This is a genomic window from Micromonospora sp. NPDC049139, assembly GCF_055586845.1.
Genome location: NZ_JBVJHK010000012.1, coordinates 133299 through 152746, shown reverse-complemented (window position 1 = coordinate 152746; position 19448 = coordinate 133299). Strand labels below are relative to the sequence as shown.

Annotated in this window: 20 protein-coding genes; 16 read left to right on the top strand and 4 right to left on the bottom strand. The window is 69.2% G+C overall.

Annotated elements, in window-relative coordinates:
* Window positions 1-2 precede the first annotated feature (2 nt).
* From ACZ6Q9_RS20945 to ACZ6Q9_RS20930, 4 genes are all read left to right on the top strand, one after another.
* Window positions 3-1664: a serine/threonine-protein kinase gene (locus tag ACZ6Q9_RS20945; RefSeq protein ID WP_396829428.1), complete on the top strand. Its 1662-nt coding sequence runs from the start codon at window positions 3-5 to the stop codon at window positions 1662-1664.
* Window positions 1665-1768: 104 nt separating this feature from the next.
* Window positions 1769-2164 (top strand): hypothetical protein, encoded by a 396-nt coding sequence (locus tag ACZ6Q9_RS20940; RefSeq protein ID WP_396829427.1) that lies wholly within the window; start codon window positions 1769-1771, stop codon window positions 2162-2164.
* A 1-nt stretch (window position 2165) separates the two neighbouring features.
* A complete protein-coding gene (locus tag ACZ6Q9_RS20935; RefSeq protein ID WP_393262490.1) occupies window positions 2166-2978 on the top strand; it encodes an AAA family ATPase in 813 nt (270 codons plus the stop codon).
* Between the two features lie 8 nt (window positions 2979-2986).
* Window positions 2987-3562 carry a hypothetical protein gene (locus ACZ6Q9_RS20930; protein WP_393262488.1) on the top strand — a complete coding sequence of 192 codons (576 nt, stop codon included), beginning with the start codon at window positions 2987-2989 and terminating at the stop codon, window positions 3560-3562.
* Here the strand turns inward: ACZ6Q9_RS20930 and ACZ6Q9_RS20925 are convergent.
* Together ACZ6Q9_RS20925 and ACZ6Q9_RS20920 are read right to left on the bottom strand one after the other, a co-directional pair.
* Entirely contained in the window at window positions 3535-3753 is a 219-nt protein-coding gene (locus ACZ6Q9_RS20925) for a DUF397 domain-containing protein (protein ID WP_393262485.1), read from the bottom strand. The genes ACZ6Q9_RS20930 and ACZ6Q9_RS20925 overlap by 28 nt on opposite strands.
* Complete coding sequence (locus ACZ6Q9_RS20920; RefSeq protein ID WP_396829426.1) at window positions 3746-4636, bottom strand: helix-turn-helix domain-containing protein; 891 nt, start codon at window positions 4634-4636, stop codon at window positions 3746-3748. Before ACZ6Q9_RS20920 ends, ACZ6Q9_RS20925 begins: the two co-directional genes overlap by 8 nt.
* Before the next feature lie 264 nt (window positions 4637-4900).
* Here ACZ6Q9_RS20920 and ACZ6Q9_RS20915 point away from each other — a divergent pair, with 264 nt between their 5' ends.
* Genes ACZ6Q9_RS20915 through ACZ6Q9_RS20890 form a run of 6 tightly spaced genes read left to right on the top strand, consistent with a single transcriptional unit; the run spans window position 4901 to window position 7423 of the window.
* A complete protein-coding gene (locus ACZ6Q9_RS20915) occupies window positions 4901-5188 on the top strand; it encodes a DivIVA domain-containing protein (RefSeq protein ID WP_396829425.1) in 288 nt (95 codons plus the stop codon).
* The gene (locus ACZ6Q9_RS20910; RefSeq protein ID WP_396829424.1) at window positions 5185-5436 is read left to right on the top strand and encodes a hypothetical protein; all 252 of its coding nucleotides are present in this window, start codon (window positions 5185-5187) and stop codon (window positions 5434-5436) included. Before ACZ6Q9_RS20915 ends, ACZ6Q9_RS20910 begins: the two co-directional genes overlap by 4 nt.
* Entirely contained in the window at window positions 5393-5938 is a 546-nt protein-coding gene (locus ACZ6Q9_RS20905) for a hypothetical protein (RefSeq protein ID WP_396829423.1), read from the top strand. The genes ACZ6Q9_RS20910 and ACZ6Q9_RS20905 overlap by 44 nt, the downstream gene beginning before the upstream one ends.
* Window positions 5935-6639 (top strand): hypothetical protein, encoded by a 705-nt coding sequence (locus ACZ6Q9_RS20900; protein WP_393449480.1) that lies wholly within the window; start codon window positions 5935-5937, stop codon window positions 6637-6639. Before ACZ6Q9_RS20905 ends, ACZ6Q9_RS20900 begins: the two co-directional genes overlap by 4 nt.
* Window positions 6636-6959 (top strand): lipoyl domain-containing protein, encoded by a 324-nt coding sequence (locus tag ACZ6Q9_RS20895; protein WP_393449483.1) that lies wholly within the window; start codon window positions 6636-6638, stop codon window positions 6957-6959. Before ACZ6Q9_RS20900 ends, ACZ6Q9_RS20895 begins: the two co-directional genes overlap by 4 nt.
* A complete protein-coding gene (locus ACZ6Q9_RS20890; protein WP_396829422.1) occupies window positions 6956-7423 on the top strand; it encodes a 2-oxo acid dehydrogenase subunit E2 in 468 nt (155 codons plus the stop codon). The genes ACZ6Q9_RS20895 and ACZ6Q9_RS20890 overlap by 4 nt, the downstream gene beginning before the upstream one ends.
* A 204-nt stretch (window positions 7424-7627) precedes the next feature.
* Here the strand turns inward: ACZ6Q9_RS20890 and ACZ6Q9_RS20885 are convergent, their stop codons facing one another.
* Window positions 7628-8335 (bottom strand): VOC family protein, encoded by a 708-nt coding sequence (locus ACZ6Q9_RS20885; RefSeq protein WP_396829421.1) that lies wholly within the window; start codon window positions 8333-8335, stop codon window positions 7628-7630.
* 240 nt (window positions 8336-8575) lie between these two features.
* Here ACZ6Q9_RS20885 and ACZ6Q9_RS20880 point away from each other — a divergent pair, with 240 nt between their 5' ends.
* On the top strand, window positions 8576-10465 hold the full coding sequence (locus ACZ6Q9_RS20880; RefSeq protein WP_396829420.1) for a glycerophosphodiester phosphodiesterase family protein: 1890 nt from the start codon (window positions 8576-8578) through the stop codon (window positions 10463-10465).
* Between the two features lie 264 nt (window positions 10466-10729).
* Here ACZ6Q9_RS20880 and ACZ6Q9_RS20875 read toward each other — a convergent pair whose 3' ends face one another.
* Window positions 10730-12205, bottom strand: a complete 1476-nt coding sequence (locus ACZ6Q9_RS20875; protein ID WP_393262481.1) for an SDR family NAD(P)-dependent oxidoreductase — start codon at window positions 12203-12205, stop codon at window positions 10730-10732.
* Window positions 12206-12559: 354 nt separating this feature from the next.
* Between ACZ6Q9_RS20875 and ACZ6Q9_RS20870 the strand changes: the two genes are divergently transcribed.
* From ACZ6Q9_RS20870 to ACZ6Q9_RS20850, 5 genes are all read left to right on the top strand, one after another.
* Window positions 12560-13948, top strand: coding sequence for an alkaline phosphatase PhoX (locus tag ACZ6Q9_RS20870; protein WP_396829419.1), 1389 nt, complete (start codon window positions 12560-12562; stop codon window positions 13946-13948).
* Between the two features lie 733 nt (window positions 13949-14681).
* On the top strand, window positions 14682-15476 hold the full coding sequence (locus tag ACZ6Q9_RS20865) for an SCO2525 family SAM-dependent methyltransferase (RefSeq protein ID WP_396829418.1): 795 nt from the start codon (window positions 14682-14684) through the stop codon (window positions 15474-15476).
* 237 nt (window positions 15477-15713) lie between these two features.
* A complete protein-coding gene (locus ACZ6Q9_RS20860; protein ID WP_393262476.1) occupies window positions 15714-17555 on the top strand; it encodes an SCO2524 family protein in 1842 nt (613 codons plus the stop codon).
* Complete coding sequence (locus tag ACZ6Q9_RS20855; protein ID WP_393262474.1) at window positions 17556-18485, top strand: SCO2523 family variant P-loop protein; 930 nt, start codon at window positions 17556-17558, stop codon at window positions 18483-18485.
* Window positions 18470-19447: an SCO2522 family protein gene (locus ACZ6Q9_RS20850; RefSeq protein WP_396829417.1), complete on the top strand. Its 978-nt coding sequence runs from the start codon at window positions 18470-18472 to the stop codon at window positions 19445-19447. Before ACZ6Q9_RS20855 ends, ACZ6Q9_RS20850 begins: the two co-directional genes overlap by 16 nt.
* The last annotated feature ends 1 nt before the right edge of the window (window position 19448 follow it).

The following is a 19448-nucleotide window of genomic DNA, read 5'->3' as shown; positions in this document are numbered from 1 at the left end:
GAATGAATGGTCCCGTGGGTGGGACCGGCTGCTCGCGCTGGGAGGCGATGGCGATGCAGGCGCAGGACCGCGTGGCCGACCGCTACGAACTCACCTACGCGGTCGGTCACGGCGGCATGGGCGAGGTGTGGGCCGGCTTCGACGAGAAGCTCGACCGGCCCGTCGCCATCAAGTTCCTCCGCAGGCTCTCCATCCCGGAGGGCGAGCGGGAAAACGCGGTCGAGCGGTTCATGCGGGAGGCCCGGGTGACCGCCCGGCTCGACCACCCCGGGGTGCCCAGCGTGCACGACGTCGGTGTTCAGGGCGACGACATCTACATCGTCATGCAGCTCGTACCCGGCATGCTCCTCTCCGACCTGGTCGCTGAACGCGGTTGGCTCTCCGTACCGTGGGCCGCGGCGATCGGGGCGCAGATCTGTTCCGTGCTGGCGACGGCGCACGCGGCCTCGCTGGTGCACCGCGACCTCAAGCCGCAGAACCTGATGGTGACACCCACCGGCTCGGTAAAGGTCCTCGACTTCGGGGTAGCTGCGCTGCTCGGCCCGGCAGACGTACCCCGGCTGACCGCCACCGGCCACACCCTCGGCACGCCCACCTACATGGCGCCAGAGCAGGCGCTGAACAGCACGGTGGGCCCGAAGGCCGACCTGTATGCGCTTGGTTGCGTGCTGTTCGAACTGCTGACCGGCAACCCGCCCTACCGGGCGGACAACCCGCTCGGCATGCTGCACCGGCACATGAACGACCCGATCCCCTTGGTGACCGACCACCGCGCTGGCGTGCCGGAGGAGCTGGTGCAGCTCGTGGTGCGGATGCTCGCCAAGGATCCGCAGCAACGTCCGGGGTCCGCCGCCGAGGTGTACGAGATCCTGATGCCTCTCGGTGCTGTCGAGTCGGACCTTGCCGCCGACCTGGCGATGGCGGTGGTGGACGGCCAGCGGGTCGATCCGACGATGCCGTACCGGTACCCCTTTGGTCCGCTGCCGCCCCGGGCGCCCCTCGCCCCCACGAAGATCGACTTGGTGCGGCCGCACAACGCTCCGGAGGTCATCCACGTCCCCTCTCCCGACGAGCTGGCGGAGGTCGAGGAGCGGGCCTGGGAACTGGCAGAGGAGGAGCGGTTCACCCAGGCGGCCGAGCTGCTGGAGACCGCACTGCGCCCGATCCGCAAGGCACACGGCGCGGCCAAGCAGCCGAGGATCCTTGAGCTGCGCGTCAACCTGGCCAACCTTTACGTCCTCGCCGGCGCGTTCCGGCAGGCCCTGCCCGAGTTCCAGCGGCTGATCCCCGATCTGGCCGCGCGACCGGTGCCCGACCAGGAGCTGATCTGGCAGTGCCGGCAGCAGGCGGCTGTCTGCCAGGCGGAACTGGGCGAGGCCACCGCAGCGCTCAGTGAGCTGGAAGCGGTGTTCGTTGAGGAGGAGCGGGTCATGCCACCCGGCTCGCCGGAGTTGGTCGCTCTGCGGCAACAGATCGCCATGCTCGCCGCCGGGATGGGCGATGTTTCCGGTGCGCGACGCAGGCTTCAGGGTCTGCTCGATGACGTCAGCGCCTCCTCCGGGGCACAGTCGCCGGCGGCAGAGGAGATCGAGATGTTGCTGGTTCGTCTCGATCGGCTGGACGGCGGCGTGCCGGGTGTCAAGGGCCACCATGAAATCCGTTGACCACTTGTCCCTGAGGTGCTTGTCGGGAGGTGGCACACTTGCGGTTCAGCCCTTGTTGGACTTTGGGACGCCAATTCTTGATCTTTCGTTAGGATTGGATCTTCATGGCTGAAGTGATAGCTGCGATCGTCGGTGGGGTCTTCGCAGTGCTTGCCGCCATTATCGCGGCCCGCCATCAGCAGAGAACAAGCAAGCGACACGGCCGGGGCAACGGAGGCGCGGCCACGCCCTCGCCCGCGCCTCCGCGAATGGCGGAGAACAAGGGTGGTTCGGTTGGTCGCGACTCGGGGAAGGGTGGGGGTGCCAAGGTTCCTTCGGAACGAGCGGCCGATCGCGGCGACAATGACCCGGAGAAGAGAGAGTTGCCGCTCCATCGTGTGGGTGAATCGTATCGAGGGCTCAGTGGGGAAGATCTGGAAGTGCGGTTCCTGACCGACGCGGAACTGCGCGTTCGGCGGGGCGACACGTTCATCTTCGATGACAAGGCGCAGGATCGATAGCATGTTCATCCCTCCGCGATTTCATAAGTCGATCCTGTCGCATGCGATCTCGGTTGCGGCCTTTCCGAAATACCCCCTACTGCTCGCGGTCCAGGGCCGCCCCGGGGATGGGAAGTCCTATCAGACCCGCGAGAGCCTCCGTGCCGGCGGGTTCGTCGTTTTTGCCCTCTCGGCCGCGATGCTCGGTGGTTCACACGAGGGGGACTCGGTGCAAGGTGTGCGTGACCTGTACGGGAGGGCGCGTGCCTACCGTGAGGCTCCAAATTCTCGCGGCTACCCGGCACTGTTGCTCGAAGATTTCGACCTCAGTCCTGCAAACCAGCGGGCGAACAGCCGTTACACGGTCAACTCTCAGCTTCTGGTGGGGTTCCTGATGAACCTCGCTGATGACATTTCTATGTGTGATGTCGGGACCACCGACCGATACCCGATTTTTCTCACCGGCAACGACTTCAGCTCAATGCATGGGCCCTTGATGCGCCCAGGTAGGTCGAACATATTCACCTGGGAACCGAATGCGGACGAGCGGTCGCAGGTTGTCTTCACCATGCTGCAGCCGTATATTCCGCAGTTGTCCATGAATGAGGCTGCCAAGCTTTCTAACAAGTATTCGGCGGCGCCACTGGCCGCCTATTCGGCTGCGCTGAATGACTGTCTGGCGTCGCACGCCTACGACTATGCGAGCAAATACAGAGTTTATGATGTGAATGCGATCAGGCGAGCATTCAGGGCTCCGAAGTTCGGATTGGAGGAGTATGAGGCCGCATTGAAGTTGCGCCACGACGAGTCCGCCAAGCCGCGCCGATTTCTGTAGGAGGGAAGATGTCTCTCAGCGGTCCCCGCATCAAGGTGAATGTCAGCGCGAAGGTTGCTGCGCTGACCCGCGCCAACGTCATTGGTCACGTCTCGCGCGAGGTCGCGGCAGCCGCCGGGGTCCCGGCCGCCGCACTCAAGACGATATTCGAGGGATTCCGCGACGGGTTGTTGCGGCGAGTCAAAATTGCTCAATACACAAGGTCGGGCGAGCTTGTCGGATACCTTTGCATCGAGGTGGACTGGGAAAAGTACGCGATCAACCTGATACAGGGTGCGACCTCCTCGGTGTTCCGACTCGATCCCTCGGCACCTGTCACCGGGCAGATGGCGCCGCTATTGGAACTCGCGGCTGAGTTCGTGGCGGCGAAGACCAGCGAGAACAAGGTCGAGGAGGTCGTCTGCCACTACAACGCTCTGCCCGACAAGCTCGAGGAGCTTCGGCGCCGCTTCGGCACGGTCCCCCTTACCGATGTGGATCGGAAGCGCATGAGTGAAGCCGCTCTCGATCGGGAGCTTGTGGTGTCGGACCAAAACTTGTCTGAGGCGACGGTCACCTACCGGTATAAGAACCTCGAATCCTGATCGCTGGCCTGCAACGCAGTCACGAACGCGATCCAGGAGCCAGGGGTGAAGACGAGCGCAGTACCGCCGGAGTCCTTCGAGTCGCGGACAGCGACGGTGCCGGGCAGGTTGGTGGCCACCTCGACGCACTCGCCGCCGTTGCCGCCGCTGCGGGTGCTCTTTCGCCAGACGGCTCCGCTGAGGTCAGTCATGCCGCATCTCCCCGATGATCCTCTTGATCGTGTCTCTTGATTCTGCCTCACCTTGTGCCAGCCGTGCGGCACTCGCGAAGGCGGCCTCGTAGGCCTGCAGTTCCGCAGGCTTGTCAAGGTAGAGCGCCCCGGTGAGCGATTCGCTGTACACGACTGACGGCTCGGGTGCCGCCCGGCCGCCTTTGGTGACGGGAAAGTCCAGGATGACGAACGATCCTGCGACGGCGCCGACGTGCGGTCCCGCATCCAACGGCACCACCCGGAGCGAGACGTTGGCACGTTCGGAAGCGTCCACGAGCGCGCTCAGCTGGCCGGTCATGACAGCTTCTCCACCGACCCGACGTCGAAGGACGGCCTCGGAGATGATCACGTCCAGCTTGGGAGGCTGCGGCAGGCGACGAGTCAGCAGGCCCTGTCGCTGTAGGCGGACCTGAACTGCGTGCTCGCGTTCCTCGTCGCTTGCGGCCGGTTGGTCGATGCGAGCGAGCGCCTGAATGTACTCGCGGGTCTGCAGCAGGCCCGGAATCACGGTCTCCTGATACTGCCGCAGTGAGGCGGCGGCGGATTCCAGGCCCACATACAGCTCGAACCAGCTCGGGACCGCGTCCCCGTACGCGTGCCACCAGCCCTTCGACTTCGTCTCCGTGGCAAGCCCACGCATCGCCTCGGTCATCTCGGCGGACACCCCGTACAGCTCGCACATCGCCTTGACGTCGAGCACCCGGACCGGGCCCATGCCGCATTCGATCCGCCAGATCTTCTGCCGGCTGTATTCGAGGGCCTCGGCGGCGGCGTCGAGGGTCACGCCTGCCTCGGTGCGGTACTGGCGCAGCAGCCGGCCGAGTTGCCGGCGCGGCACGGTCGATCCGACATCCTCGGTCACCCGGACACTCCCTGATTCCGTCGCGCAACACTGCGTCACCTGGTCATGTAACAGCTATCGGTAGCAGCAAAGAAAGTCAATACATCTGGGAAGAATTCTGCCGTGGAACGTTGCCTCAACGCTGCGCATCGTCACAGGATGACCACAAGCCCTGGTGTCGTACCGCTGATCGAAGCTGCGGCGGCAGGGCGGGGTGGGCCCGTGCGTGCGGGGAGGGCGGACGGACCCACCCCTTCCAGTACACGAGGGAGAGGCAGGCAGCAGATGAGCGTCCGCAACCAGCGACCGGGAGCGACCTACCGCTCCTCGGCGTACACCAGCCTGCTGCCGTGGCAGGTGCGTGAGCGCCGCTTCAAGTCGGTCGGGCTCGGACGCCGCGGCCTGGAACCGGCCGACGTGTACGGCTTCCTCGACCGCGTCGCCGGCGACATGGCCACCGTCTACGCCGCCCTGGCCGCCAGCGGCCGAGAAACCGCCGTCCTCAAGGACGCGCTGCGCCGCTGGCAGTCCGAGCAGGCCCGCGCCCGTGCCGACCGGGGACACGAGGCATGACCCAGCGGTATGTCATTCACCTGCCCGTCGCCGCCGCCGACCTGCCGGCGGCGCAGCGGCTGGCCCGGGTGATCAGCCGTTGGCTGCTGGTGCTGCCGCAGACCGACCCGGGGGAGATCACCGTCTCCGACGAGGACAACCAGAACGTGCGTCACCGGGTCTTCTGCGACCTGCGGATGTCCGGCGGTCGGCGCTGCCTGCTCCGTGCCGACCACGACGGTGTCTGCTCCCGCCGCCTTTCTCGGTGAGTGTGGTGCCGACTGGTTACGGGAAGCTAGAAGCTGGTGCCGGTTCGGTGTCACGGAGCGGAGGGAACGGCTGCTGTTCGAACAGACCGACTTCACGGCTGAGCTGTGGTGGGTTCTTGGCCGCACCGCACTGCACGACGCGGTTGACCGACTCGACGGTGCTCACGTCGACGGGGACGGCGTCGTGTGCGTCGAGGCCGGTCGGAGCTCGCGCCACTCGCTCATCGCGGCGCTGGATACGCTCCGTGACTTTCCGGACGTCCACGTCGTGGCCGAAGGCGGGCCGGAAACCCATGGCTGGTGGAATGGCCGGCGACTGCTGGTGGTGACCCGTTCGGGACCGGTATGGCGGGCGGAGTTGTGGAAAGGGTTGCTGACCGGTATCGCCGTGTTCGCCCGTGGCATGCCCTTGCGTCCTGCCGACCAGAGATGGACGGCACCCACGCCCGAGGAAGCCTTCGCGCACGCAGAGACGGGGTCGCCAGGTGCGCTGCTTCGGTGAACAGGCGTAGAGGAGCAATCGAGACAGCCAACCTCACCGTTGCCGAGCGGGTTTTGCAGGAGTTGCTGCGGACGCGGCTCCCGCTCGACGACGACGTGCTCGCGCGGCGGCTCGGCGTACAGCTCCGGCAGACGATCAACAAGGTGTGCCGCAGGCTCGAAGAGGACGGACGGATCCGCCGCTACATCGGCTCGAGGGGGAAGATCGTCAACGAGTACCTCGCCGGCACACGTCCCGCAGGCTCAATTGTGCAGCAGGAGGTCCTGCCGGAGCCGGCGGCGGGCGACAGTGCAGCACAGCGACGTGCCGAAAGAGTCATGCTCAGGCTGCTGAGTGATCGGCTTGGTTGTGAGTTGAAGCCGCGCAGATTCACGGTGGCGGACGGGGTTCGGGTGGAGATCGACGGCGCTGACCAGGATTCGACGGTGCTCGTCGAGGCCTGGGCCCATCAGGGACCGCCGAAATCCGCTCAGAAGCACAAGGTCCTGGCTGATGCCAGGCGGCTCCTCTTTGTCGCCTCGACCTTGACGACCACACCACGCCTGGTGCTCTGCCTCTCCGACCAGGAGGCAGCCCGGCACTTTACGACCGCCCGCTCGTGGGCATCCGCTGCATTTCGTAACTTTCACGTCGATGTTGAAGTGGTCGAGCTCCCACCAGGTTGCGCCAGGCGCGGGCGGCGGAGCTGGGCGTCGCGGTGAGCGTTCCCAAGCTCAACAACAACGACGACAGCTATGTGCTGCTGGAGTGGCTGGTTCCGGCCGGTGCAACCGTCGAGATCGGACAGCCGATCGTGGCGGTCGAGACCTCCAAGGCGATCGAGGAGCTGGCAGCGACGCACGCGGGCGTCCTGCGCCAGGGCCTCGCCGCCGGGGCCGACTGCGTCCCGGGCTCGACCATCGGCTTACATCCAGCCGCCGGTGCCGTCCCTGCTGCGGCGCCCCCGGTCGCTGAGCCGTCCGCGTGGCGCTGCCGGGGCGGTCGCTGCCGCCGTCGTAACGCCGCATCGCCGAGGTGGTGACGACCTCACACCGGGAGATCCCGGTCGCCTTCACCGCCGTGCGGGTCGACGTGACCGCCGCCCTCGCGTACGCGCGCCGGGCCGCCGACGAGACCGGCGCCGATGCCAGCCTGACCGAGATCGTCATCGCTGCCGTGGCCAGGTTGCACGAGCAGTTCCCTGCCCTCTACGCCCAGCTCACCGGGGACGGCCGGGTCATCGACGCGGCACAGCCGTCGGTCGGGCTCACCGTGGACGTCGGCACTGGGCTGTTCCTGCCGGTGATCCGCGACGCGGCGAAGCTGGACCTGGGCGACCTCGCCGACGCCGTGGTCGAAGTGCACCGCGAGGTCGTGCTGGACGTCGGAGGTGCGGTGCGCGAGCGCATGACGGCGGACCTCGGGCTGGCCTACGACCACCGGCTGGTCAACGGGGCGCAGGCCGGGGCGTACCTGGCCGCGCTCAGCGCCGCCCTGCAACTGTAACCGTGGAGCCCCCCCACACGAGCATCATCGCCGCGTACGCCCGGCTGTCCGGCGGCGGGTCCAGCAGGTGCGCGCCAGGCGCTGCCGACCTCGCCCGACGCGACGTACGAGGTGCTGGAGGCGCTTCCCGACAGTTGGCTCGGCCCCGCCGCCCCCGGGGCGCCCTCGCCCGCCGCCGAGCTGCGTAGCCCGGCCGCGCTGTGGTCAGTTTCCTGTCACGCAGAACTCGTTGCCGTCGGGATCGGCCAGCACGACGGCGCCGTCTTCACCGACCTCGAGCCGGGCGGCCCCGAGGGAGACCAGCCGGTCGACGTCCGCCTGCTGGTCGCCGCCGGCCGGGGCGAGGTCGAAGCGCTGCCGGTTCCTCACCTCTTTCGGGGCCACGGGTGGGCCTCCCCACGCGACCTTCGTGCCGCCGTGCGGTGACTGGATCGCGGTCTCCTGGTCCTGGTCCCACACCAGCGGCCAGCCCAGCGCCTCGCTCCAGAAGAGGCCGACCTCCCGGGTGCCGTCGCAGGCGAGTTCCCCGAGCAGGCCGCACCCAGCGAGGAAGGCGTTGCCCGGCCCGATCACGCAGAACGCGTTGCCCTCGGGGTCGGCCAGGACGACGTGCCCCTCCTCGGGGCGCTGCCCGACGTCGAGGTGGCTTCCGCCGAGCCTCAGCGCCGTGGCCACCGTGTGCTGCTGGTCGTCGTTGCTGGCGCTGGTCAGGTGAAGGTGCATGCTGCGGTTCGGCCCCACCTTGTCCGCGCGGCTCGGGACGAACCGGAGGCTGAGCTGGCCGTCTTCGCCGGGCAGGAGCGCGCCACCGGCGTCCTCGACGACCTGCCGGCCGAGCATGCCGGCCCAGAACTGCGCCAGATGGGCCGCGTTGTGCGCATCGAAGGTCACCGTCAGCAGTCGCGAGATCATTGCCTCACAGTAGGCAGGGGCCAGCAGGGCAACAAGGTGATTAGCCGGGCCGGACGATTGAGGGTGACGCTTCCCGCCGGGGCGGCGATAGGGCCTGCTGATATTCCGACGTCCACGCCGCCGTGGCGAACGTGCGCTCAACAGCGGCCCGATATACGTCGCACGTTGGAGAGGTGACGTTGGCGCTGCCGCCACGCCGGGTTGGTCGGGCGTTCCGGTGGCGTTCCTACGGTCCGGGTCATGACACCTCGCCCTGCCCACCTCCCACGCGGGAACCCGAGCCGCACGATCGCCGCGCTCGCCGTCCTGACGCTGTCGACCGGCGTGCTCGCCGTGCTGCCCCCGTCGCCGCCGGCCGCCGCCGGACCCGGCGCGGTGGCCGTCGCGGAGGACTTCTCCGACGGCCGGCTGCCCACCGGCTGGCGGGCCGTCGACGGCACCTGGAAGGTGGAGAACGGCCGGCTGTACGGCACGTCCGCCAGCTCCAGCCAGAACAACAAGATCACCTTTGGGCGGCACCTGAACGACTTCCGGTTCGAGGCGACCGTCCGGTTCGAGTCCGTCGCCTCCGCCACCCGCTGGACGGCGCTGGGCCTCGACGTGCCCGCCGACGGCGCGAACCCCTGGTGGATCGCCACGATGCGCAGCGGCACCACCGCGAGCAACGGGCTCGAGTTCGCCCAGCGCACCACCGCCAACACCTGGAACGTCACCAACACCGGCGCCGGCCCGTACGCCGCCGGCACCGGCCGGGACGTGCGGGTCGCCGTGGAGGTGCACGGCAGCCAGGCGCGCTGGTTCGTCGACGGGCGGGAGGCGCTGAGGACCAGCAGCCTGCAACGCTCCGCCGACGGCGGGCAGGCCCTGCTGGTCAACGGTGCCACCGTCTCCTTCGACGACGTGCGAATCACCGAGCTGGCACCCAACGGCTACCTCCGCCCGGACGGCAGCCCGCTCACCGTGATCGCCCACCGCGGCGCCTCGTCGGCCGCCCCGGAGAACACCCTGGTCGCCCAGGAGACCGCGCGGCGGGCCAACGCCGACTGGATCGAGAACGACGTGCAGCCGTCCCGCGACGGCGTGCCGTTCGTGCTGCACGACGCCACGGTGGACCGGACCACCGACGGCGCCGGCCGGATCCGCGACCTCACCGCCGCCCAGCTCAAGGCGCTCGACGCCGGCTCCTGGTTCGCGCCGTCGTACGCGGGGGAGAGGCTGCCCACGCTCGCCGAGCAGCTCGCCGACCTGCGCGTTCGGGGCGGCAACCTGCTGCTGGAGATCAAGGGGGCGCACACCCGCGACGAGGTCGCCCGGATCGTCGAGGTGATCCGCGCGGAGCGGATGACCGGCCGGGTGTTCATCCAGAGCTTCGAGACCGACGCGCTGCGCCACACCCGCGAGCTGGCCCCGGAGCTGCCCCTCGGGCTGCTGCGCGGCAGCCTCGACGCCGACCCGGTGGCGGTCGCCCGCGAGCTGGGCCTGACCGCGTACAACCCGAGCGGGACGGCGCTGCTGACCCGACCGGGCGTGGTGCGCGAGCTGCACGACGCGGGCGTGGCCGTCCTGGTGTGGACCATCGACTCGGCGAACCAGTGGCAGGCTCTGGAGCAGGCCGACGTCGACGGGATCATCACCAACCGCCCGGCCGAGCTGGCCGGCTGGAACGCCGCGTACTCGCAGCGTCCGCCCGCCACGCCGACCGTCGCGATCGGCGCGCCGGCCGACGGCGCCACCCTGGACCGGGCGCAGGCACCGACCGTCACCGTCACCACCACGCACGCCGAGACGGTCACGGTCACCCTCGACGGCGAGCGGGTCGAGCCCGGCGTGGCGCTGGACCTGACCACCCTGCCCGCCGGTCGGCACACGCTGCGCGCCGAGGCCGTCGGACCGGCCGGCCGGGCGACGGCGACCAGCACCTTCACCGTCGCGGTCACCCCGGCCGGGCTCGGGTACGTGATCCTGACCTCCGACGTCGAGCACGGCACCCGCACCGCGCTGAGCACGCTGCTCGTCCAGGGCCGTTACGCCGAGCTGGCCCGCTACGCCGACCAGCAGGCCGGCCAGCGGCTCCCGGTGGAGCTGGCGCGCGTCGTCGCGGCCGACGCGCGGGCCCTCGCCGCAGACTGACCGTACGACGACGACGGCGGCGGGTGGGGATGTTCCCCGCTCGCCGCCGTGAGCGGGTGCTCGCCCACGCCGAACTCGCTGCGGTCGCGAAGGATCCCGCCCTCGGCGAGCGGCACTGCGAACGTGGAGGCGGTCAAGCTCCTCGTGTCGGCCATGCGACTCCATCGCGCCAGCCACCACAGCTCGGACCTGTGGTGGACGGGGCGACGGTGCTGACCGTGTCGGCCTGCGCTTGGGCGGCTGACGGCGGGGCGGGCGCGCTGATCACCAGGCGCAGGGCGCGTAGTCCTTCAGGAAGCAGCCGTACAGGTCTTCGCCCTGTTCGCCGCGGACGATCGGGTCGTAGACCCGGGCCGCGCCGTCGACCAGGTCCAGCGGGGCGTGGAAGCCGGCGTCCGCCAGCCGCATCTTCGTCGGGTGGGGCCGCTCGTCGGTGATCCAGCCCGTGTCGACGCTGGTCATGAGGATGCCGTCGGCCAGCATCTCCTGGGCGCTGGTCCGGGTCAGCATGTTCAGCGCGGCCTTGGCCATATTGGTGTGCGGGTGCCCCGGCCCCTTGTAGCCGCGGGCGAACTGGCCTTCCATCGCCGACACGTTCACTACGTACTTGCGGCGGGCGGTCGCTGCGGCCATCGCCGGTCGCAGCCGGCTGACCAGAACGAACGGCGCGGTCACGTTGCACAGCTGCACTTCGAGCAGCTCGATCGGGTCCACCTCGTGCACCCGCTGCACCCAGCTGTTGACCGGGTCGAGGTCCGGCACCAGACCGCCGGCGTCGATGGCGGTGGCGGCCGCGATTCGTTCCGGCGAGGCGGAGCCGCTGGTCAGCGCCAGCGCGGTCAGCGCGTGCGGGGGGATCGCGGCCGACTGCGGCGGGGCGGCCAGGCTGCCCGCCGGGTCGTCCCGGCCGGCAGGTTTGGCGAACGTGATCATCTCCGGCAGCGGGCCGTCCGGCAGGGCCGCCGCCTCCGCGGCGACGAGTTGCGCGTACGCCCCGGGCGTGCGGCGGACGGTCTGCGCCGCGTTGTTGATCAGGATGTCGAGTGGTCCCTGGCCACTGACCGAATCAGCGAGGGCGATCACCTGGGCGGGGTCGCGCAGGTCGATCCCCACGATCCGCAGGCGGTGCAGCCAGTCTCCGCTGTCGGGCATCGCGGCGAATCGGCGGACCGCGTCGTGGGGAAACCGCGTGGTCACCGTGGTGTGCGCGCCGTCGCGCAGCAGCCGCAGCGCGATGTACATGCCGATCTTCGCCCGGCCGCCGGTGAGCAGCGCGCGCCGGCCGGTCAGGTCGGTGCGGGCGTTCCGGCGCTCCCGGTTGAATGCAGCGCAGGGCGGGCAGAGCTGATGGTAGAAGGCGTCCACCTCGCGGTAGCGCTGCTTGCAGACGTAACAGCCGCGCGGATTGTGCAGGGTGCCGGCCGTGGCACCTACGGTGGGGGAGGTGAGCGGGATGCCCTGGGTCTCGTCGTCGATCCGGCCCGGGGCGCCGGTGGCGGTGGCGGCCGTCACCGCGCGGTCGGCCGCCGCGATGGCATCCCGCCGTTCCTCGCGTCGCCGCTGCTTGATCACCTTGTAGAGTTTCGCGGTAGCCCGTTGCACCCGCACCACGTCGGGGTGGTCGGGAGGCAGGTTCTCCAACGCCTCGAAGACGCTGAGGCAGGTCTCCAGCCGGTCGCGGTCAATGCCGTATTGACCGGTTTCGGTAATGTTGTCCGCCGTCATGCGTCGCTGTCTCATCCCGTTCCCTGCGCCGGGTCTACCCGGTCCCACCCCAAGTCCGACCCGGAACTGTACGCACCGCACGGCCTCCGACGCATCCCGCGTCTGCTGCTCAGCCCAGAGACCGTCGAGGCCAACCTCGCCCCGGGTCTACCGAACAATGCATCTCCAGCCACGGCGAGTTCGGGGCGGCCTTTGGGCAGGCTTGGTTTCTGCGGTTTTGACCGGTTCGGCCAGGTCGGCTGTCGCGGTTGGCGGGATCAAATCGATCAGCATCTTGACGGGTGGGGCGGGATGTGACGTAGTTGATCGAGCGGTTCGAATCGATATCGGCCGGCCCGCTCCGGTCTGTGACGTCTAGGAGGCTTGTCCGTGTCCTTGTCTCGCCGCCAGTTCCTGTCCCGATCGGCCGGAGCCGGTCTCGCCGTGGCCGTGGCCGGTTCGGTCGACGCCCTGTTCACCGCAGCACCCGCGCTGGGGGTGTCCGGCCCGGAGGTCGGGTACGGTCCGCTCGTGCCTGACCCAGCCGGCATGCTCGACCTGCCGGTGGGCTTCCGCTACACGGTGCTGTCGCGCGAAGGCACCGTCCGGCCGGACGGTGGTGTCGTGCCGAGCCGGTTCGACGGTATGGGTTCCTTCGCCGACGAGGCGCGCGGCACCCGCCTGGTCCGCAACCATGAGTGCTCCCCGACCGCGAAGATCACGGTCGTGGCTCCGCCGGAACGGACGTACGACCCGGCCGCCGGGGGTGGGACCAGCACGCTTGCCGTCGACGCGTCGAACCGCGCCGTCTCCGAGCACGTCAGCCTGGGCGGCACGGCCATCAACTGTTCCGGCGGCCGGACGCCGTGGCACACCTGGCTGACCTGCGAGGAGACCGAAGACAAGGCGGGGGTCCGCGGGTACACGAAGGACCACGGGTTCATCTTCGAGGTTGACCCGTACGACGATGCTCGCAACACCGATCCGGCACCGCTGACCGCGATGGGCCGGTTCCAGCACGAGGCGGTCGCGGTCGACCCGCGCACCGGCATCGTCTACGAGACCGAGGACGCGTTCGTGGCACCGCTGGGCAGCTTCTATCGCTTCCTGCCTAACCGGCCGCTCGGCGGTCACGGGAGCCTGCGGGCAGGCGGCGTGCTGCAGGCTCTGCACGTCCCGGACCTGCCGGACCTGTCGGTGGTGACCGAGGCGGGCAACTCCTTCTCCGGCGTCGAGTGGCTTGACGTGCCGGACCCGCTGGCGACGACGGAGTCGGTCCGTGCCCAGGACTACGGCAAGCCGATCACCGGTGGGTACAAGATCGAGGGCGCTTGGTGGGGGGAGAAGGACGGCTGCGCCTACTTCGTCTCGTCGTTCGCCCGGCGTGCGCTGGGCTCGGCCCGCGACCACGACGGCCAGGTCTGGCGGTACGACCCGCGAGCCAACACGTTGCGCCTGGAGACCATCTTCACCCGTCCCACGCCGGCGCCGGAAATCCCGGAGTTCGACGCCCCGGACAACATCTGCATGTCCCCGTACGGGGGCCTGATGATGTGCGAGGACGGGATCGGGGACCAGCACATCCTTGGTACGACCGCCGACGGCGAAGTGTTCGTCTTTGCGCGTAACCGGGTCAACGTCGGCACCACCGGGGACCCGGAGTACGGCGAGCTGGCCGGAGCGACGTTCTCCGCCGACGGCCGGACCATGTTCTTCAACGTCTACAACCCGGGCATCACGTACGCCGTCACCGGCCCCTGGAACCGCCGCCAGGGCTGACTGTGAGGATGGCGCGGTCCTCACAGCCGCCCTGCGGGGCTCCCCGGTCCACATGTGGTCGGGGAGCCCCGCCGCGCCTGGGCCTCGGGGCGTGTGGGTGCCGGAAAGTGTCCCCGCAGATCGTCGTCGATCGACGCGATCGGCGCGGCCGGCCCGCCGAGGTCAGCCCCACGGTTGCGTCGTCCACCTGAAGCTCGGCTGCCTGCCCGCCGGGCCGCAGGAGTATGGGCACTGGTGGTACGGGCCGAACGGAAATGGCTCGGGTTGTGCGGACGGGGTCTCGGGTCAAGGCGGGGCGCCGGTGAGAAACGCGTCACCAGCCCCGCAAACGGCATCGGTCCTGCGGTGAGGCGGGGTCGCCGGTCGTGGGCGGCAAGCAGGTGTCGTACGGTTCGACGGACGGCAATGGGCGGCGGCCGGCGGCTCCTGCCCATCGGCATCCCCTGTCAAGCACCACCTTCGGCGAGGTCAACCACGACGACCGCGTTTTGGAACCCCGCAGGCTGTGCCGGTGCCGCAGTTCATGGACAAGGCCAATGGTGTGGCCGCGACTGATCGGGTCACGGGTGCGCCGTTGGTGGGAGACCGAACCCTGTCAGGTCTTCATTCCCTGGAGTTGGTGACGTGCCGCTGCTTGCGAGCCGACACCACGTCCGATACACAATGGGCAGTGCGAAGGAGCACGCCGGAACGACGACCGACGTAATTCGCCGACATCGATGGAGGCACGTCCATGACGTTGACCCCGGCGGCTGGCGGCGGTTGCGGCGAGTCGTCGACGCCACCCCCGCCGATCCAGTCTCCGAGGCCGTTGAATGCCGACGTCGAGTGGGACAGCTTCGACCCCCAGGCATACGTCCGGCACAACTACGCCGTTCTGCGTGCCGACGATCGTGAGATCCTCTGCCGTACCAGAGATTTTCTCGCCGAGGCGAAGCTCTCCGGCGCGCACTGTGTCGACGTGGGTTCGGGGGCGAACCTCTACCCGGCGCTGTCGCTTCTGCCGTTCGCGCGCACGATCGACCTGTGTGACTGGTCGATGTCGAACGTGAGCTGGCTGCGTACGCAGATCGACGGCTACGACGAGCTCTGGGACCCGTACTGGCAGGTGTGCGCGGAGCACCCGGCGTACTCGGCGCTGACCGATCCGCGGGGCCGTCTGGCGCGGGTGGGCCGAGTGCTGAGGACCAGTGTCTTCGATGCGCCGAGGCGCGCCTGGGACGCCGGCACGATGTTCTTCGTGGCCTGCTCCATATCGGCCGACCACGCGGAGGCCGAGCGGGCGATCGGTCGGTTCCTCGGCGCGCTGCGACCCGGCTCGCCCTTTGCCGTGGCGGTCATGCTCGGCTCCCGCGGCTACAGCGTCGGCCAGCGCCTGTTCCCGGCCGTGGCGCTGCAGCGCGCCGAGGTGGTGGCCAGCATCGCGGCCGGTGCGTACGGCCTGGCCGTCCACGAGGTGCGGCTCACGCCGCCGCTGCGGGACGGGTACCTGAGCATGCTGCTGACCACCGGCCGTGCTCGCGGTTAGTGCCGATGCCTGATCATGGGAGGCGCCGGTGCCGTGAGGTCCGCCCGGCCCGGCACGGGCATTCACACCGCGCCCGATGGGTCGGGTTGCCGACACGCGGCCATCGAAGCTGTTCAAGTGGCACTCGACTGGCCCGCTACCATGTTGTTGCACGTCGTTGTGGACCATTCTGGATCATCGTGTGAACGGCACCACCAGCAGTTTCGAGTCGACGACTACAGCAGACGGCGGTGAATCGTGCGGATACAGCCACGCCAGGAGATCCTCGACATCTGGCGGGCCACGGTGCGTAGTTGCTGGCAGAACGGTGAATGGCACTGGGGTGGTCGAAGTGGCAGCAACTCGATCAGCGATGCGGAGCAACTACTGACCCTGCTGCTCCCGGCGGCCAAGGTCCCCGTGCTGTCGCTCGACGACCCGGATCGCGCCGACGAAGAGGTGATCGAGGCGCTCAGCCCGATCGGCGGCGCGATCGAGATTCCCCGCCGGCTGGTCAGCGTGATCACCGACTACTTCACGCGGTACACCGACGACACCGGCACCCCGATCTTCAGCGGCGGAAGCTACCTCACCCCGCTGGAGGGCGGCTCGGAGCTCACCGACGAGCAACGCTCCCTGGACATCGTCGACTCGTTCGCGGTCTCCGTCACGCTTACCCTGGCGACGATCGGCTTCGTCAAGGTCTACCGTGGCGCCACCAAGCGACGCGACCTGCTGGCGCAACTGGACGCCCTGGAAGCGATGGCCAGCGCGCGGCTCACCGCGGCCATGGTCGGCCTCCTCCGCAGCTTTAGTACCTTCGTCTTCACCTCCACCGACGAGTACGGCCTCCGGCTGTGCGACATGATCAACCAGGACGAGTTGCCGCGCCGCGAGGTCGTGGCCGCGCTGCGCGAGCAGCTGCGGGAAACCATGGCCAGCCTGCGCAGCGTGGTCATCGGGTCGGGCCGGGTGACCGAGGACCTGGACAACAGCGAGATGCTGTTCGAGTGCGGCTGGTCGTGGGGGATCATCGCCGGGGCCGAGGAGGTCCCGACCACCGAGCCGATCGGCCTGCAGCGCGAGGGCTCGGCGGAGAACGCTCCCTACCTCTACTTCACGGTCATCGCGATGGACGCCATCGAGGACCTGAACTCCGAACGCACCCGCCTGCTCGGGCTGCTCAACGAGGAACAGCAGCGGCTGTCCCGGGCGCTGCAGCTGCGCTGGGAGCTGACCCGGACCTACTGGGCGACGGTGGCGACCTTCGGCAACCGACGGCGGTGGCCCATCGAGGACATTCCCTGGCGGACGACCGACGGTGACCGGACCGACTACTACACCCTCCAGGCCACCTCGCTGGCGGTGAAGGGCCTGATCGCCGGCGGGCGCGGCGCCGACGAGGAGCTCGGCCGGATCGCCTCGGTGCTGGTGGAGCTGGCGCAGCGGGCGCGGATCACCCGGCGTGCCTCACCCGACGAGCCGGCGCTGCTCCTGCACGCGCCAGGCAAGCGGGTGACCCTGAACGACGACACGTCGAAGCCGATCATGACGTGGAACGTGAACGAGTACTCCACGGTGCTGCTCCAGCGGGCGGCCACCGTCGCCGGTCTGCTGAGCAACGCCCGGCAGCGCAGCGAGCTGCTCGAGCTGGCGGACGAGGTGTGGGACCACCTGCTGCTGCGGCGTATCCCTGACGGCCAGCACCGAGGGCTGTGGGACCACGCCGGCGGTGCTTTCCCCGGGCTGGCGCCGAAGCCGGACGCACCCTCCTGGTATCTGACCGAGCGGGTGGTGGAGGCGCTGGTCAGCGCCGGTCAGCTGCTCTGGGACCGGCCGTTCCCGCGGGCTGGCCGGCTCGCCGCGTACGCGCAGGATCTCATCGACGAGGCCGAATACCTTTTCGACCGGGAGTTGATGCGCGGCACGTTCGCCGGTGAGGCGATGCAGCGCAGCATGCGCAGCATCCGGGCCAGCCTGCGCCGGGCGCAGCTACTGGTGGACGAACGCCCCGGCACGGCGGCCGCCCTGGCCAACACCCTGCTGCTGCTGCTCAACGACGTTGCCACCGGGCAGCAGAAGGCCAGCGAGGGGATCTGAATGCTGGTCTTCGTCACGTCGCACAAGGGCGGTACCGGGCGTTCGGTGACCGCGGCGAACATCGCCTACCGCAGCGCGTTGTCCGGCCGCCCCACCTGCTACCTGGACTACGATTTCGGCTCGCCGACGGCCGGCATCACGTTCCAGATCCCGCAGGCCGTCAACGGGGTGGAGGGCGCCGGGCCCAACGGCGGCGGCCTGCACCGGTATCTGCGCGGGGAGATCCCGTCTCCGGAGCAGTTGGACGTGTGGGCCACGTCGGAGCGGGCCAGCCTGCGGCAGCGTCCCATCGGGTCCGGTCCGCTGGTGCTCCTGCCCGGGCAGCGCAACGGCAGCGAGTTCGGTTTCACCAACGACATCGCCAAGCGCTGCGCCGAACTCTTCCTTCGTCTGGAGGAGGAGTTCGACCTGACTCTGGTGGACCTCAGCGCCGGCCGGTCGTACGCCAGCCAGATCGCGCTGGCAGCCACCGCCACCCCGACCCTACGCAAGGTCACCGTTCGCTGGTTGGTCTTCCACCGGTGGACTCCCCAGCACGTCACCGCGGCTGCGGATCTGGCCTTCGAGGCAGGCGGGATCGTGGCCATGGGCAAGGAGTACGGTCACGAGCCGGAGCGGCTGCGGGAGTCGCTGCGGTTCATCCGCACAGCGGTGATCGACTCACGCGGCCCCGAGGTCGGCTACCTCGACCTTGCGCAACAGGCCTTCCTGCGCAAGTGCGACGCGGAGCTGTCGGAGTTGGCCCGACGGCGGGGCGTCGGGCGCACCACGCTGTTCGGCGCGGTGCCGCTGGATCCTCTGTTGCAGTGGCGGGAGCAGCTCATCTCGGACCACGACGTGCAGAGCAAGATCGCGAACGTCAAGACCGTGGACGCCTTCGTGGATCTGACCGAGAAGCTCTTCGACGAGACGGCATGGGAGACCGTGTGATTGGCGTGGATGTCAGGTTCCAGGAGGCAGCTGCGGTGCGACGTACAGAGAGCGTGGCGTACTCGCATCTGTCCGTGGAGTTGGGGCACTTCTACGCGGAGGACTTCGGCGACGGGTGTCAGGAACTGCGGCGCAAGTTCGAGCGGATCGCGGACTGGTCGGCCGCGATCCCGGCCCTGGCCCGACGAGGCCTGCCCCCGCACCGGCAACCGCGGATCAGCACCTGCTTCATGGTGGACGACTACTTCCACCGCTTCGGTACCCCCGGTGAGGTGATCCCGCAGGTGCAGAGCGCCGCGGCGGAGCACGGCCTGACGCTGGACTACGTCGCCCGGGAGTCCAGCTTCGCGCGGCACGACGGTGTCGAGCTGGCCCAGCTGGTGGTCGACACACTGGTGGTGGAACCGCCCCGGCACACCACCGGGAGTCGCCCACCGCTGAGCGAGTCGGGTTGGCTGTCCAACGGCAAGCGGTCGCCCGGGCACGTCGACGCCCCGGCGATGACCCTGCCGCGGCCGTGGTCCCCGCCGGTGCAGTCCGGCGATCCCCAGCACTCCATCTTCGTCGACATCGAGCTGTGGTCCGACGAGCCGAACACCCGGGTGTGGGCCTGCGCGCTGCTCGCCTCGGTCTGGCAGTTGACCCGGCTGGGCGTGCTACGGCACCGGGGTGAGACGATCAGGCAGCCGTGCCGGCTTGCCGGGGAGCTGCCCAACGACTGGGACGAGCTGCCGGCGATCGTCCAGCTGAATCCGGCCGCCGCGCCGTTCTGCGCGTACCGCACGCTGACCCTCATGGACACCCAGTACCTGCCGGTGGAGCTGGCCGTACGGACCATCCTCGGCCAGGTGGCGGTACCGCCGGCAGTCGCGCAGCAGGTCGCCAAGCGAGCCGGCGGCGAGGGCCTGCAGCTGCCGAGCGAGCTGGTCGACCGGTTGAGCTACGTGTTCATCGGCGAGTGAG